This is a genomic window from Streptomyces sp. SID486, from assembly GCF_009865385.1.
Taxonomy (GTDB): Bacteria; Actinomycetota; Actinomycetes; order Streptomycetales; family Streptomycetaceae; genus Streptomyces.
In genome coordinates, this window is sequence record NZ_WWJT01000027.1 from 1 (window position 1) to 14,734 (window position 14,734).

13 protein-coding genes and 1 pseudogene are annotated in these 14,734 nt (G+C 72.3%); 4 read left to right on the top strand and 10 right to left on the bottom strand.

The window, feature by feature from the left end; all coding sequences use genetic code 11:
- Positions 1-102: 102 nt before the first annotated feature.
- The 9 genes from GT045_RS01090 to GT045_RS01130 form a co-directional block, all read right to left on the bottom strand.
- The gene (locus tag GT045_RS01090; protein ID WP_161332995.1) at positions 103-927 is read right to left on the bottom strand and encodes an MBL fold metallo-hydrolase; all 825 of its coding nucleotides are present in this window, start codon (positions 925-927) and stop codon (positions 103-105) included.
- Entirely contained in the window at positions 920-1,792 is an 873-nt protein-coding gene (locus GT045_RS01095) for an NAD-dependent epimerase/dehydratase family protein (protein WP_161332996.1), read from the bottom strand. The genes GT045_RS01090 and GT045_RS01095 overlap by 8 nt, the downstream gene beginning before the upstream one ends.
- Before the next feature lie 182 nt (positions 1,793-1,974).
- Positions 1,975-4,812 (bottom strand): LuxR family transcriptional regulator, encoded by a 2,838-nt coding sequence (locus GT045_RS01100; protein ID WP_161332997.1) that lies wholly within the window; start codon positions 4,810-4,812, stop codon positions 1,975-1,977.
- Between the two features lie 197 nt (positions 4,813-5,009).
- Entirely contained in the window at positions 5,010-6,296 is a 1,287-nt protein-coding gene (locus GT045_RS01105) for an MFS transporter (protein ID WP_202526797.1), read from the bottom strand.
- Positions 6,293-7,570 carry a glycosyltransferase gene (locus GT045_RS01110; RefSeq protein ID WP_161332998.1) on the bottom strand — a complete coding sequence of 426 codons (1,278 nt, stop codon included), beginning with the start codon at positions 7,568-7,570 and terminating at the stop codon, positions 6,293-6,295. The genes GT045_RS01105 and GT045_RS01110 overlap by 4 nt, the downstream gene beginning before the upstream one ends.
- 1 nt (position 7,571) lies before the next feature.
- Positions 7,572-7,982, bottom strand: coding sequence for a nuclear transport factor 2 family protein (locus GT045_RS01115; RefSeq protein WP_237538257.1), 411 nt, complete (start codon positions 7,980-7,982; stop codon positions 7,572-7,574).
- A 155-nt stretch (positions 7,983-8,137) separates the two neighbouring features.
- On the bottom strand, positions 8,138-9,037 hold the full coding sequence (locus GT045_RS01120; RefSeq protein ID WP_161333000.1) for an SDR family NAD(P)-dependent oxidoreductase: 900 nt from the start codon (positions 9,035-9,037) through the stop codon (positions 8,138-8,140).
- Between the two features lie 114 nt (positions 9,038-9,151).
- Positions 9,152-10,345 carry an MFS transporter gene (locus tag GT045_RS01125; RefSeq protein ID WP_161333001.1) on the bottom strand — a complete coding sequence of 398 codons (1,194 nt, stop codon included), beginning with the start codon at positions 10,343-10,345 and terminating at the stop codon, positions 9,152-9,154.
- 23 nt (positions 10,346-10,368) lie between these two features.
- Positions 10,369-10,599 (bottom strand): hypothetical protein, encoded by a 231-nt coding sequence (locus GT045_RS01130; RefSeq protein WP_161333002.1) that lies wholly within the window; start codon positions 10,597-10,599, stop codon positions 10,369-10,371.
- Between the two features lie 249 nt (positions 10,600-10,848).
- Here GT045_RS01130 and GT045_RS01135 point away from each other — a divergent pair, with 249 nt between their 5' ends.
- Complete coding sequence (locus tag GT045_RS01135) at positions 10,849-11,739, top strand: LysR family transcriptional regulator (protein ID WP_161333003.1); 891 nt, start codon at positions 10,849-10,851, stop codon at positions 11,737-11,739.
- A 315-nt stretch (positions 11,740-12,054) separates the two neighbouring features.
- On the opposite strand, the gene GT045_RS01140 is transcribed toward GT045_RS01135, so the two are convergent.
- On the bottom strand, positions 12,055-12,648 hold the full coding sequence (locus GT045_RS01140; RefSeq protein ID WP_161286952.1) for an MBL fold metallo-hydrolase: 594 nt from the start codon (positions 12,646-12,648) through the stop codon (positions 12,055-12,057).
- A gap of 93 nt (positions 12,649-12,741) precedes the next feature.
- Here GT045_RS01140 and GT045_RS01145 point away from each other — a divergent pair, with 93 nt between their 5' ends.
- The 3 genes and pseudogenes from GT045_RS01145 to GT045_RS01150 all read left to right on the top strand — a co-directional run bounded on the left by GT045_RS01145 (position 12,742) and on the right by GT045_RS01150 (position 14,678).
- Positions 12,742-13,698, top strand: coding sequence for a helix-turn-helix domain-containing protein (locus GT045_RS01145; RefSeq protein WP_161333004.1), 957 nt, complete (start codon positions 12,742-12,744; stop codon positions 13,696-13,698).
- Positions 13,699-13,804: 106 nt separating this feature from the next.
- Positions 13,805-14,061: pseudogene (locus tag GT045_RS39335) on the top strand (hypothetical protein); the annotation flags it as partial.
- 101 nt (positions 14,062-14,162) lie between these two features.
- Positions 14,163-14,678 (top strand): hypothetical protein, encoded by a 516-nt coding sequence (locus GT045_RS01150; RefSeq protein ID WP_161333005.1) that lies wholly within the window; start codon positions 14,163-14,165, stop codon positions 14,676-14,678.
- Positions 14,679-14,734 lie beyond the last annotated feature (56 nt).

The window sequence follows — 14,734 nt, forward strand, 5'->3', positions numbered from 1 at the left end:
CGGCAGTGGCCGCCGACACCGCCCGCCAGGCCGGCACCGGATCGCAGGACTCCCCGCGTGCTCCTGCGTCCTGATGACGGGGCAGTTGTGCGGTGGGATGTGTCAGTCGCCCGGAACGGTGCCCTCCTCGAAGCGGAGGTAGCGCTCGACGGACCGGGCGAGGACTTCGTTGCCGTGGCAGGTGACGACCCGGTCCCACCAGGCGCCGTAGATCCGCTCGAAACGGTAGCCGGCGAGCAGGTCGGCCGCCGCGCGGACCGCCTGCGGGCGCTCCGGGATGTGGTTGGCATAGCTGTGCATGAGGGTCACCCAGCGGCTGTCCGGGCAGACGTTGACGACGTCGCCGGTGAACAGCGCCCCGTCGCCGGCGCTCCAGTGCAGCACCGCGCTGCCCGGGAAGTGCACGCCCGGGTTGATCAGGGTCACCTCGTCGGTGAGCTGGAGTGTGCGCCCGCTCCAGAACCGCACGGCCGGGTCCGGCCGGCTCACCCACTGCCGGTCGGCGTCGTGGAGATGGACCGGCGCGTCGAAGGCGTGCGCCCACTCCACCATCGCGGAGTAGAAGTGCGGGTGGCTGATCGCGATGTGGTCGATGCCGCCGAGCTCCTCGACGGCGCGCACCATCGCGTCGTCCAGGTACGGCACGCAGTCCCACAGCACGTTCCCGGCGGCGGTGCGCAGCAGCAGGGCCCGCTGGCCGATGGCGAACTCCGGGGTGACCCCCACGCCGAGCACATCGGGCCCCTGCTCCTCGAAGCGGCCACTGTGGCCTTCCTCCCGCAAGCCTGCCAGTGTCGTCCACTGCTGGCCGTCCCGGCCCACGTACTGCCGTTCGTCCAAGCAGACCGGACAGTCCGGACGCGCGGCGGCGTACTGGGTGCCGCAGGTGCGGCAGATCGGACGTGCCGGGGCGGTGGTGTCAGCCACGGCTGCCTCCGGCGAGTTCGGTGAGGACGTACGGACGGCTCGGCCGCCAGCCCAGTTCCTCGACGGCGCGCCGTCCCGACACCACCTGGTTCAGGCCGAGGGCCTCGGCGAACGGGCCGCCCAGGGCCTCGGCGGCCTGCTCCACCGGCCAGGGCTCGACTCGGCCCGTGCCGCCCGCGGCGATGTCGGCGGCTGCGGCGAGTGCCGCGACCGGCACCGCTTCGTGCGCCACGCCGTGCAGCACGCTGCCCGCATCGCCCTTGGTCACCGCCAGCACGAAGAGTTCGGCGAGGTCGTCCACGTGCACCATGGGCCAGCGGACCGCGGCCGAGCCGACGTACCGGCCGGTGCCGTGCTCGCGTGCCCAGTCGGTCATCAGACCGGGGATACCGCCCCCGCGGCCGTACACGATGCCGGGCCGCACGACGACGGCGCGCACGTCGTCCCCGGCGGCGGCCAGCACGCGCTGCTCGATCCGCGGACGGTAGCCGACGATGGCGATGGCGTCGGTCGGCGCGTCCTCGGTCAGCGGGGTGTCGCCGGTGGCACCGAGCACCCACACGCCACTGGTGTAGACGAACGCCCGGTTCGTGCCGCGCAACGGTGCGAGCAGAGCCTCGAGGGCGGCGGTGTCCACCGCTTCGTCGCCGGTCGGGGTGGCCAGGTTCACCACCGCGTCCACGTCGTCCGTCACCGCCGCGCGCAGCGATGCCGGGTCGGTCAGATCGCCGACCCGCACCGGCACGTCCGGATGGAGCGCGGCCGCGTCCTTGACCAGGGGCACCACGTCGTGGCCCTCCAGCGTCAGACGGGACACCACCGCGGAGCCGATGTAACCGGTGGCACCGAGCACCAGAACCCTCATGAACCCTCCAAGCAGACGTTCTTCGAACAGGAGAACCGTAGGAACCGCGCCCGCACTCGCGGATCCGTCGAACGACCGGGGTGCGTACCGGCGTTCAGCCGCAAAGGGGGGCGCCGTAGGGCTGACCGGGCCGACCAGACCGACGGCGAGGAGGTGACGCCGGAGGCGGGACCGGGTGGAGGTCAGCCCAGGTCGAGCGCTCCCAGGGCGGCCCGCGATGTCACGCCGAGCTTCGGGTAGGCGTTGGACAGGTGATAGCCGACCGTGCGCGGGCTCAGGAACAGGCGCGCGCCGATGTCCCGGTTGCTCAGGCCAGTTGCCGCGAGCCGTACCACTCGCAGCTCCTGCACGGTCAGCCGGTCCACGAGAGCCACCCCCGCCACTGACGCGGCCGGGGCGACACCGACGGCCCGCAACTCCGCGCGGGCCCGATTCGCCCACGCGGCGGCCGGCATCCGCTCGAACGTCTTCAACGCCACGGTCAGCTCCTCCCGGGCGTCAGCCCGCCGCTTCGCCCGGCGCAGCCACTCCCCGTACAGCAACCGGGTGCGCGCCTCCTCGAACGGGCGGCCGTCCCCTTCGTGGGCGGCGAGCGCCCGCTCGTAGAACTCCTCCGCAGTTGCGGCGTCGGCGGTGAGCAGGGCGCGACAGCGCAGCTCCACCGCCCTCGCCCACGCGGTTCCGGTGGCCCCGGTCCACCGCGCGAAACTCTCGGCGGCCGGCCCGGCCTCGGCGGCCCGCTCCGTGCGCATGGCGGCCTCCACCTGGTCGGGCAGGCTGTGTACGGAAACCATGAGGTGCCGGTGCGGGCCCCCTGTCAGGGCAGCGAAATGTTGCAGCGCCCGGTCGTAGCGGCCGAGCCCGAGGTCGAGCAGACCGTGTGCCCTGGTCAGCCAGAACGGGGACGGTACGACATCGGGGCACAGGTCCTGTCCCGGCTGTCCGGCGGAGCCGCGGCCGAGCAGGTCCCCGCCCTCCGGGCCGTCAGTTCCGTCCGGTCCCTCCGTGGCGCCCGGCTCCTTCCCGTCGAGTGCGGCCAGTACCGCCAGAACGCCGCTGAACATCGTGGCGAGATGGCGCTGACCGGTGTCGCAGGCGATCTCCAGGCCCTCGACCGCCGTCGTGTACGCGTCCCGGTGCCGCCCCAGGAACAGCCGCAGCCGCGCCAGCCGTAGCAGCACCCGCGGCAGCACCCCGACGGCACCCTCCACCCGGCACTCCCGCTCCAGGGCCACGGCCTCGTCGTGCACCGTGCGGTACTCGCCGAGCAGCACGTCCCAGCCGTGCAGCCGCACCTGATCAGTCAGGCTGCGCTCATGCCGGGTCCGCACGACGTGGTCGGCGAACTCCCGTACCGCCGCCGCCCCGTCCACCAGATCACCCGCCAGCATGTCGAGAACCCCGGCCGCACCCCGGTGCACGGGATGCTCACCGAAGTCGAGACCGGCCACCTGCGCGCGGGTGTGCCGGGCCGCCGCGATCGGGTCCGGCGCCTCCCAGGCCATCGCGGTGGACTCGAACAGCAGCGACGCCCCCATGGCGGGACGGTGCGCCGTCACCTCGCAAGTCGCCTCGACGAGCAGCAGCCGCGCCGACTCCGCGCGGCCCTGCTCGTGTTCGAGTGCTGCCCGGACGCTGGCAAGCCGGGCGACCGCCGGTGGACTGCTCACCGGCCCCGCCTCGTCGGCGAGCATCCCCGCCAGTTCCACCTGTCCTGCCTCGGCTGCTGCGGCGGCCGCGGCGGCCAGCCGCAGCGACCGGGCTTCCTGGTCCTCGGTCAGCCGGGCGGCCCGCCGATAGGCGGCGGCGACCGCCGCCCGGCCGCCCCGCGAGCGGAACAGTTCGGCGCTGCGCTCCAGTTCGGCGGCGACCTCGTCGTCGTACCCGACGGTCGCCGCGGCCAGATGCCAGGCCCGGCGGCCCATGTCGTCGGCGGCCGATGCCGCCTCCGCGAGCGCCCGGTGCGCGGCCGTCCGTTCGGCCAGCACCGCACCCTGATATGCGGCGGCGCGTGCCAGCGGATGCCGGAACACCAGCCGGCGTCCGGACACTCTCACCAGGCCCGCCGCCTCCGCCGGCCCGAGATCGCCGGCGGCCGCGCCCACCCGTTCCCCCGCCGCCACCAGCAGCGCCACGTCGCCGGTGTCGTCCGCCGCGGCGACCGTCAGCAGCAGACGGGTCGGCGCGAGCAGCGCTCGAATCCGCTCGTCGAAGATCCGCCGCACCCGCCACGAGGCCGGCAACACGGCGATCTCCCGGGCGTCCAGCGGCTCGCTCCCGTCGCGCTGGGCCGCCGTCAGAGCCCCCACGAGCTCCACCATGGCCAGCGGATTACCCTGCGCGAGCCCGAGGATGCGGCTGCTCACGTCGGCATGCAGCTCGGGCGCCCGGGCCGCCAGCAGCGCCGTCCCCTCCTCGTCGGTCAGCGGCCCGAGGTGCAGCATCGGCAGGCCCTGCGCGCCGTCGAAGGCTGCCGCATCCTCATGCGCTGCGATCACCATGGCCACCCGCCCCCTGCCGAGCCGGCGGGCCGCGAACAGCAGAGCATCCAAGGTCTCCAGGTCCAGCCAGTGCGCGTCGTCCACCAGGACCACGACCGGACGTTCCTCGGCCAGCTCGTCGAGCAGGCCCAGCGTCGCGGCCCCGACCAGGAAGCGGTCCCCGGCGGGCACGTCGTCCGGCGTGATCGCCCCGCGCAGCGCCGTCAACTGACGCTCTGGCAGGCTCCTGACCCGGTCCAGGGTTCCCCGGAGGAGCACCTGCAGACCGGCGTACGGCAGCGAGGCTTCCGACTGGACACCAGTACACCGCAACAGCCGGGCTCCGGCTGCCGCCGCGGAGGCGCATCGGTCGAGCAGTGCCGTCTTGCCCGCTCCTGCCTCGCCGAGGAGCACCACGGCGCCGCCCCGGCTCTCCCGGACTCCCCTCAAGAGCCCGTCGAACACTTCCCGTTCGTGTTGCCGGCCGCTGAGACCGGCGGGTCCCCGATCGGCGGCGCTTGCCCGGACCGCGTCGGTCATGTGGTGCTGTCCCCTCCTTCAGTGAGCATGGCTGACGATGTCATCGGTCCGACGGCGGTGCCCCCCGGTCCACGGTGCGCTCAACAGCACGGTGCCGATGCCCCGTTCCTGTCTTCCGGTGAGCGGGATGACCTCGCTGACCGGGCTGACCGGGCTGACCAGAGTCCGACCAGGCCGGACAGCAGAACGCCGGGACACTAGCCGGCGCCTCCCCGGATCATTGTTCTCGACTCGGTGGCCTCTCGGTGTTCGGGCGGCACGGCCGCCGCCGTCGTCGTGTACACGGCCTCGGCCGGCAGGCGCCGCTCCAGGGCGAGCAGCATGCCGGCCCCCGCCGTCGAGCTCGCCGCCAGCACCAGCCAGGGCAGCCGGCCGTCGACCGCCAGCAGCCCGGTGAACAGTGACGGCGCCAGGGTCTGGGACAGCGCCCAGGACAGCTGGTAGGTGGCCAGGTAGCGGCCGCGCGCCTCGGCGGGAGCGGCGCTCACCGAGAGTGCGCCCGCGCTCGGGCTGTGCACCAGTTCGCCGATCGTGTACAGGACCAGCAGCCCGACCAGGCCGGCCATCACGCCCTGGCGTGGCATACCGCCCAGCAGGGCGTAGCCGAGGAACGCGGTGGCGAAGACCAGGGCGCCGACCGCGGCCACCCGGGTACGCCGGGCGAAGCGCCGGCCGAGCCTGCCGACCGGCACGCCGGCGAAGGCGCAGAGCGCGGTGTTGACCGCGAACAGCGGACCGGCCACCGAGGCGGGCAGGTCGAACTGGCTCACGGCGTACACCGGCAGCAGCACGCTGAGCGCCGAATAGCCCAGGGCGATCAGGAAGTTGGCCAGGGTGAGCCCGGCGTACGGGCTGTCGCGCAGCACCGCGCGATAGCCGGCCCGCTGCCGGCCGGTCGCGGGGCGGACCGGGTGGGGGGGCCTGATGCGCAGCGCGAACAGTGCCGCGACGAAGAAGGTGGCCGCGTTCAGCCAGGCGACCGCCAGGAAGCCGCGGTCACCTCCGAGTTGGACCAATCCGGCGGCGAGCAGGCCGCCGGCGCCGAGGCCGGCGTTGTTCACGCTCCGGGCGAGTGCCATCAGCCGGTCCCGGTGCTCCCCCTGGGCGAGTTCGCCGATCAGGGCCTGCTGGGTCGCGGGGAACGCCTGGGCGCCGGCCGCGGTGAGGGCGGCGACCAGGGCGAAGACCGGCAGGGTGGTACCGAGCGGGAAGGCCAGGAAGCCGAGGCCACGGAGCAGATACAGGGCCAGCCGCACCCGCCGGGCACCGAACCGGTCGACGGCCCAGCCGCCGACCGGCATGGCCCCCATCCCCAGCAGCCCGGCAGCGGTCAGGACGGTGCCGATCGTCGGCAGTGGCAGTCCGGTGATCCGCTGGAAGAAGACCAGGCTGAACGGCACGTACATACCCGTGCCCACCGCGTCCACCAGCATCCCGGCGATCAGGTTCCGCTCGCCGGGCACCCGGCGATCCTTCACCTTCATACCCTCTCCTCGAGTGCGGGGTGAGGCACGGACGCGGGCGGCCTCTCTCCGCCGACCGTGTCGAACAGCAGCTTCGCGGCCGCCGTCGCCCCGTCGGTGCGGATCGTGGCAGCCACGGCGGCCGCTCGTGCGCGGGTGCCGGGGGTCAGGGCCGTCTCGAGTGCGGCCGACAGGGACTCGTAGGTCAGGGTCGGACCGTCATGCGCCGCGCCGATGCCCAGCTCGGCCACCCGGCCGGCCCAGTACGGCTGGTCCGCCATCTGGGCTGCCACCACCTGGGGCGCGCCGGCCCGGGCAGCCGTCGTCGTGGTGCCCGCGCCGCCGTGGTGCACGACGGCGGCCACGCGGGTGAACAGCACCTGCTGGTTGACCTCGCCGACGGCGAAGCAGTCGTCCCGGTCGTCGGTCAGGGCCAGGTCGGCCCAGCCGCGGGAGAGGAGGACGCGGCGGCCCTGCGCGCGGACCGCCTCGACGGCGGCCCGGGAGACGCTCTGCGCGTCGCGGACGGGCATGCTGCCGAAGCCCACGTACACCGGGGGTTCGCCGGCGTCCAGGAACGCCTCCAGAGCGGCCGGGAGCGGGCGTTCGTCCGGCCGGATCCACGCGCCGGTCTGCACCACGTCGAGGTCGACCGGCTGCGGCCACGGGCTCAGGGCCGGGTCGGCCGCCAGCCATGGGCGGTCGGTGAAGACGTGATCGCGGACGTTCTCCACCGGGGGCAGACCGATCGCGGCCCGGTGGGTGTTGACCGCCTCGCCGAACAGCGCGTTCATGTGCTCGGTGTTCAGGTCCCACAGCACCCGGTTGTCGGTCACCTCCGGCGGGAGCGGCCGGCCCGGCCACGCGAGCGGCGGGTGGTGCGGCGACGGCAGGTAGGTCGGGAAGTAGGCGACGAACACGTAGGGGACGCCCAGCTCGTCGGCCACCGCCCGCGCGGCGGCCGCGGCCGGGATCAAGCCGGTCGCCACCACGACGTCGCATCCCTCGGCCACCGCGGCGACCGAGTCGTACGTCGCGGCGAGCATCCGGGCCGCACGCTCGGACAGGCTCTCCGCCGGCAGCGGCTTCCCCGTCCCGGTCACCGCCCTGGTCGCCATCGCGCGCAACGACTGGCCGAGCGGCACCAGCGGGATGCCGGCACGGTCCAGCAGCTCCGCGAAGTCCGGCGGGGCGCACATCTGCACCTCCGCGCCGAGTGCCCGCAGTTCCGCCCCGAGCCCGAGCATCGGCTCGACGTCCCCGCGCGACCCGTACGCCATCAACAACGCACGCATGTCAGGATTTCCCTTGCTTTCTTTGGATTCCGGCCTTGGCCGGCGGGGCGTCGCCCGTGGTCTTGCCGTAGCCGAGGGACTCGACGATCAACCCGTCCCGTACCAGCGTGAGGCTCACGCCGCGGACCGAGTCGGTGGGTCCGTCGCGGAAGTGGCACCGCCAGCGGACCGTCGCCCGTTCACCGGTGATGACGACGCTCTCCGGCTCGAACTGGATCGTGCGGTCCTCGGCGAGTGTCCGGCAGAACTCCAGGCACTCGGTGCGGCCTTCATAGCGGGTCCCGTCGGGGGCCGGCTCCTTCGCCTCCATCACGCAGTCGTCGGCGATCAGGTCGGCGAGCGTGGAGGCGTCATGGTCGATGAAGGCGCGGTTGAAGCAGTGGATGACCTCGGCCGTGGTACGGAACGTCAATGCCGCAACTCCTCGGAAGTGGAACGATCGGTCTGCCTTGTCCCGTTCGGGCCCGGCCGGGCGACCGGCCCTCCCGGCGGTGCGCGTGCCGGCCCGGTGCCGACGGCCGGGCACCCCCGGTGGTCCGGTTCGGCCGGTGCCTGCGGGTCGTCGGGTCATCGCGTCTCCTGCTGAAGGCCGGTCCCCGCCTCCTCGACCGTGGTGGCGGGAGCGGCGATCGCCTGTTCTGCGGCGCGGCTGACGTGCTCCCATGCCGCCCAGGTGTCCATGCGGGTGCGGGCGATGTCGAACGCGAGGTCGTAGACCATGCTGCCCAGGAGCAGGCGCAGCGGCGGCTCGTCACTGTCGACCAGCTTGAGCAGCGCGGCCGCGGCGAGCTTCGGGTCGCTGTCGACCGAGCCCTCGGCGAACTGCTTGGCCAACTCCTCCCGCAGCGGCGCGTACGCCTCCAGGGGGCTCGTGTTGCGCATGGCGGTGTAGAGGTGGGTCCAGTAGCCGCCGGGCTGAATGATGCTTACCTTGGCTCCGAAGCCGGCGGCTTCCGCGGCGAGGGCTTCGCTGAGCCCCTCCAGGGCGAACTTGCTGGCGCTGTAGAGACCGGTGCTGGGGAAGCCGCCCAGGGCGGCGATGCTGGAGACCTGCACGAGGTGTCCGGAGCCCTGTTCGCGCAGGACCGGCATGACGGCCTGGGAGACCCAGAGGGCGCCGAAGAAGTTGGTGTCCAGTTGGGCCCGGGCCTCGGTCTCGGTGAACTCCTCGACCATGCCCATCGACAGCATTCCGGCGTTGTTGACGACGATGTCGAGCCGACCGAAGTGGGCGACCGCCTCGGCGACGGCGGCGAACACCGCGTCGCGGTCGGTCACGTCCAGCCCGAGGGGCAGCACCCGCCCGGGGTGGGCGGTCGCCAGTTCGTCGAGCGGGGCCGTGGTGCGGGCGGCGACCGCGACGCGGTCGCCGGCGGTCAGCGCGGCCTCGGCGAAGGCGCGGCCGAGGCCCCGGCTGGCGCCGGTGATGAACCAGACGCGGCTCGTGGTGTCGGCTGAGAGGTGCATTCGCGGTACTCCTGTCTGAGGAACGAGATGCCCGGGGTTCGGTCCGCCGGGGTCTCGGGTCTGGGAGGTTCGGGTGCGTGCGTGCGTGGTGCGCGGGCGTGTCCGGTCGGCCGGTCAGCTCCTGCGCGCGCTCCATACGGCGAGGGAGGTGAGGAGGGTGAAGAGGGTCCCGGTCGTCAGGGCGGCGTTGACGGAGAGGTGGGTGGCGACGATTCCACCGAGGAGGGCGCCGAGTGCGATGGCGAGGTTGTAGACGGAGGTGTTCAGGGCGGTGGCTGCCTCGGTCGATTCGGGTGCGGCCTTGAGGATCCAGGTCTGGACGGCGACCGGTACGCCGCCGAAGGCCAGCCCCCATGCCAGCAGGAGGAGCGCGCCGCTGACCGGGGTGCGGCCGGCGAGGGGGAAGAGCCCGAGGACGACGGTCAGCACGGCGCCGATGGTGATGATGGTCGCGCGGATGTTCCGCTCCGCAGCCGCGCCGGCGAGGAAGTTGCCGAGAATGCCGGCGACGCCGAAGCCGAGCAGCAGCGGGCCGATCATCGTCTCGTCGACCCCGGAGGTGGTCTGGAGGATCGGGCTGACGAAGGTGAAGGCGGCGAAGTGACCGCCGACCAGGAGAAAGGTGGCGAGAACGCCGGCGCGTACCACGGGGTGGCGGAACTGCTGCGGCAGCGTGCGCAGCTGAACGACCTGCTGGGCGGGCATGGGAGGCAGCAGGAGGAGCAGGGCCACCAGCACGAGGAGGCCCAGTGCGCCGGCGGCAACGAACGCCGTCCGCCAGTCCGCGAGCCCGCCGATCAGCGTCCCGGCCGGTATGCCCAGGACGTTGGCGGCCGTCGCGCCACCGAAGACGATCGAGATGGCCCGGGGGATGGACCGCTCCGGCACCAACCGCACGGCGAGGCCTGCGGCGAGTGCCCAGAAACCGCCGATGCTGATGCCGACGAGGAAGCGCGAACCCAGCAGGACGGCGAAGTCGGGTGCCAGTGCTGTCAGGCCGTCGGCCAGCACCATGAGGGTGATCAGGCCGATCAGGGCGACCCGCCGGTCGAGGTGCCGGATCGCCACCGGGAGCAGCGGCGCCGTGGCGGCGGCGACCAGGCCGGGCACGGTCGCCATCAGTCCAGCGGTCCCCTCGGAGACGTCCATCGCGCTGCCGATGAAGGGGAGCAGCCCGACGGGCAGGGACTCGACGGTCACTAGCGCGAACGTTCCGACCGCCATCGCGACGACGGCGAGCCACCTGGTGAGGGGTGTTCTCTCACCAGCGGAGGCGGTGGGCTTCGTCGCGGAATCGACGATGGTCATGGTGGAACTCCGGTCTGCAGGGCTCAGCTTGCGGCGAGGGCGCCGTGGTCGATGACCGTGGTGTTCTGGGCGAGGGCGCTGATCTCCTCCAGGCCGGTCAGCGGGTCACCGTAGGGCATCGTCCAGAAGGCGTCCGGGCGGAACTGCTCCGTGAGCGCGTCCGGCAGGCCGTTTCGCTGGGCGTGCTCGACCTGGGCAACGAGGGTGACGATGGCGCGCACCTCCTCCTGCGAACCGGTGACGATGGGCTCCATGAGGGTGTCCTTCCTGGGTGTGCGGGTGTGCCGGCGCCCCGGGACGGCTGGTCTCCCGTCCGGCACGCTGTCGGCGGCCGCAGTCGGGCCGCCGGGCGGTGCGGTGTCGCCGGTACGGGCGCCGCACCGCCCACGGACCACCGCGCGGCGGTTCCGGACGCTGTCGATCTTCCAACTCCCCATCGCGCCCATCAACGTCGAAGATCAGTAAGCTCCGATAACTGGGACTTATGACGGGGGTCGGCACAGGTGGAAATACGCGACATCGAGATCTTTCTGACGTTGGCCGAGGAACTGCACTTCGGCAGGGCGGCCGCCCGGTTGCACCTCACGCAGGCTCGCGTCAGCCAGGTGATCGGACGCCAGGAGCGAAGACTGGGCGGCTTGTTGTTCGACCGTTCCAACCGCCGCCAGATCCGCCTGACCCCGCTCGGCCAGCAGCTCCGCAGCGACCTGCGGCCGGTCTACGCGGACCTGCGCGACAGCCTCGAACGCGCCCGGATGGCCACCCGCGGCAAGACCGCACGCCTGCGCGTCGGCATGCTGCCGTTCAACGTGCCCGACATGTACCCCTACTGGGAGACCTTCCGCTCCCGTCATCCCCAGTGGGAACTGCAGCTGCGCCGGGCGCCTTACCTCGACCCGTTCGCCAGGCTGCGCGAGGGCGACATGGACGTCTTCCTCACCTGGCTACCGGTCGACGAGCCCGATCTCACCGTCGGCCCCATCCTCTTCCGCGACCCCCGCGTCCTGGCCGTCGCCGCAGGCCACGAACTCGCCGAACGGCGCTCCGTCCCGTTCGAGGCCCTGGCCGACTTCGCCCATGCCATGCCACCCGACATGCCCGACTACTGGGAAGACGCCTACCTGTCGTTCCACACGGCCCGGGGAAAGCCGATCGAACGCGTCGAGCAGGTCGCCAACGCCGACGAACTGATCCACCTCGTCAGCACCGGCGAGATCGTCCACCCCTTCCCCTCCCACGTCACCCGCTACTGGTCCATGTCCCACGTCCGCTTCATCCCCGTCCCCGACATGGGGACGATTCCCTACGCCCTGGTGTGGCGCAGAGACGGAGAGAACGAACTCGTCCGGGCCCTCGCCCAGACCGTCCGAGACATCGGCGTCCTGCACTTCTGACGCCGCCCGCGTGCAACCGTCGCCACCCGTACCCGGCTGCGACCTGCCGAGGTGTCGAGCCGGTGCGCCAGCAGGTGACCACCGGCAGCTCCCGTTCCTCCAGGCGCAGCCGCCCATGGCGGGTTAGGCGAGCACTTTCCGCGCGGGGTGGGGTTTCTCGTTGACCGTGCACAGCGAGCACCCACATCACACGCGGCGCGGTCACCTGGCGGTTGGGAGAATCCGGCCCCGACCGTCCCGCACCCTCCTCCACACCGCTGCACTCCTCCCTCCCGGAGCCTCGACCAGAAGGAGTGGAGAAGCGCGGCCGGAGTATCAGCGCGGAGTGGTGTCGTCGCCCTTGAACGGACCGCCATGGCCGGGCACGATCAGGTCCGCCGTGGCCAGTACCCGCTGCCGGGATGCGCGCAGCACCTCGCGGTCGGGGGCCACCGGGTCGTCCGCCGGGCCGTTCGCGTGCCACCACAGGTCGCCGGCGAAGGCCACCACGCCCGAGTCGGTGCCAGCCAGCAGCGTGATGTCCTCGGGGCTGTGGCCCGGGGTGCGGATCAGGCGTAGCGACGGGGTCAGTTCGTAGCCCTCCGCGTCCCGGTTCGTCCAACTGTCGCCCTGGTACTCCACCTTGTGGTCGTGCACCCGGGCACGACCGAAGAGGCCCACGTTCATGGTGTTGTCCGGGTGGTGATGGCTGAGCACCACATCGGTGATGTCGTCGGGTCCCAGTCCCAGTTCTGCGAGCGGGGCGAGGATGTGGTCGTGGCTCGCCACCATGCCCGGGTCGAAGATCACATGCCGTCCCCCGTCGTGGATGTAGGAGACCGTGGCGGCGACCCCGGGCCCGGTGGAACCCACGTAGCCGGTGGTCAGGATCTTGTATGCGGCGCTGCGGCCGGCCGGTGCGTCTGTCATGGCCTCCATCCTTCCGAGTACGACCGTGAGCGACGAGTGGCACTGATGCCTCCTATCGCAGGATTCGTGCCAACCGTGTGTCACACTGCGCCCATGTCGCCTTTCACGACCGTCGCCGCCTACGTCCCTCCCGGCGTCGGCATGCTGGCCGTCGGCATCGTCACCGAAGTGTTCGGTCCCCACGGAGCGGCGCTGCCCGGTTTTGACTTCACCCTGTGCGCCGACCGGCCCGGACCGGTGCCCACGGACAGCGGCGTACCGCTGTCCGTCGCGCACGGACTGGACGGGCTCGCCCGCGCCGATCTGCTCATCGCCCTGCCCGGGGCCGGATTCCGCACCCCGCCCGCCCCCGCCGTCCTCGACGCGCTGAGGACCGCACACCGACGCGGTTCCGTGGTCGCGTCCCACTGCGTCGGCACGTTCGCGCTCGCAGCGGCAGGACTGCTCGACGGCCTACGGGCGACCACGCACTGGCGATTCGCCGAACTCCTCGCCGACCGCCACCCGGAAGTCACCGTCGAACCCGACGCGCTCTACGTCGACGAGGGGAGCATCGTCACGGGCGCCGGAGCTGCCGCGGGCTTCGACCTCTGCCTCCACCTGCTGAGGCGGGAGTACGGCGCCGCAATGGCCAACGCCGTCGCCCGGGACATGGTGCTGCCCTCCCACCGTGAGGGAGGACAGGCCCAGTACCTGGCCGCGCCCGTCCCCCAGGACGGCGACGACGAGCGGCTCGCCGAGGTCCTCGGCTGGGCCCGCGAGCACCTCCACGAGCCGCTGCCCGTCACGGAACTGGCTCGCCGCGCCATGATGAGCAAACGCTCCTTCGCCCGCCGCTTCACCGCCGCGACCGGCACCACCCCGCATGCCTGGTTGCGCAGCCTGCGGCTGAGCAGAGCCGAGGAACTCCTGGAAACCACGGATCTGCCCGTCGAGGAGATCGCCCACCGGGTCGGCTACGCGAGCGCCGCCGTGCTGCGCGAACAGTTCGTACGGCGCCGAGGCGTCCCGCCCCGCTCCTACCGCCGGGCCTTCATCAGTACGCCCTAGCCTCGCGCTTTCAGCAGAGTGCGACGTCTGTTCGTGATCAAAAAGCAGGAGCGCTCCTCCGACCTGGGAGGATCGGGTGTTCCGATGAAGCTTCTTCGAGTCGTACCTGCCGATCGGCGAGTACGGCCCGTACCCGGAGCGGCTGCGGCAGCAGTTCGAGGGCGTGATGAGGTGGTCCCGGACGGGCGGACAGCGACGGGAGGGGCATAGGAGTTCGGCGCCCGGTCGACCGTCTCCAACCGCTTCCGGCAGCGCCGGGACGCGGGTGTCTTCGAAGCCCTGCCGGAGAGTGCGAGCGCGGGAACCGCGAAGCGGGGCGAGGTCGACTTGTCGCTGGTCAGCCTGGACTCCACCACCGTACGGACCACCCTGCGCTCACCTCCCAGCACGCGGGCCGATCGGCCTTGGCAGGCAGGTGGAGGGTGCGTCCGGGTGAGGATGACCGTCCCGCTATCTTCGCGATCATGAACAGAGTACGAGCCACCAGGCTCATCGGGTCGAGCTTCGGGCTCTTCTTCGTCCAGGCCAATGCCGGTGCCCTTCCGAACGCCGTCGGCATCCCCCTCCGGGTCCTCGCCGTCGTCGCGTTCCTGCTCCTCGGGGTCTTCAACCGCCGGCCCGTCCCCGAGACCACCACCGCGTCCCCGCCGCGCTTCGGCTGGTACTACTGGTGCGTCGCCGCAGCCGAAGTCGTCGGCATAGCCGCCGGCCTCGCCATCATCAACAAAGTCCTCCACACGCCCGCCGCCACCGCCGGCTGGATCGCCTTCGTCGTCGGCGTCCACTTCTTCGGCCTCGCGACCGCATGGAGCCGACCCCCACTCCGCGTCCTCGGTGGCTCGATGGCGGCCTGCGGTGCACTCGGCATGACCCTCGCCTTCCTCGGCGCCCCCGCCTCCGCCGTCTCCGCCGTCTCCGGCATCCTCCCCGGCGCGCTCCTCTTCGGCTCGGTCTGGTGGTCGAGCCGCTCCAGCGCCTAGACGCGATACCGGTGGCTCTGGTGGGCTTCGGTCGTTGGACGGGTCGCGCCAAGGCT

Excerpts from the sequence above, each read along its gene's own strand:
- GT045_RS01125 (WP_161333001.1), bottom strand. The coding sequence starts at position 10,345 with ATGACCATCGTCGATTCCGCGACGAAGCCCACCGCCTCCGCTGGTGAG.
- GT045_RS01100 (WP_161332997.1), bottom strand. The coding sequence starts at position 4,812 with ATGACCGACGCGGTCCGGGCAAGCGCCGCCGATCGGGGACCCGCCGGT.
- GT045_RS01150 (WP_161333005.1), top strand. The coding sequence starts at position 14,163 with ATGAACAGAGTACGAGCCACCAGGCTCATCGGGTCGAGCTTCGGGCTC.
- GT045_RS01145 (WP_161333004.1), top strand. The coding sequence starts at position 12,742 with ATGTCGCCTTTCACGACCGTCGCCGCCTACGTCCCTCCCGGCGTCGGC.
- GT045_RS01120 (WP_161333000.1), bottom strand. The coding sequence starts at position 9,037 with ATGCACCTCTCAGCCGACACCACGAGCCGCGTCTGGTTCATCACCGGC.
- GT045_RS01140 (WP_161286952.1), bottom strand. The coding sequence starts at position 12,648 with ATGACAGACGCACCGGCCGGCCGCAGCGCCGCATACAAGATCCTGACC.
- GT045_RS01130 (WP_161333002.1), bottom strand. The coding sequence starts at position 10,599 with ATGGAGCCCATCGTCACCGGTTCGCAGGAGGAGGTGCGCGCCATCGTC.
- GT045_RS01095 (WP_161332996.1), bottom strand. The coding sequence starts at position 1,792 with ATGAGGGTTCTGGTGCTCGGTGCCACCGGTTACATCGGCTCCGCGGTG.
- GT045_RS01110 (WP_161332998.1), bottom strand. The coding sequence starts at position 7,570 with ATGCGTGCGTTGTTGATGGCGTACGGGTCGCGCGGGGACGTCGAGCCG.
- GT045_RS01105 (WP_202526797.1), bottom strand. The coding sequence starts at position 6,296 with ATGAAGGTGAAGGATCGCCGGGTGCCCGGCGAGCGGAACCTGATCGCC.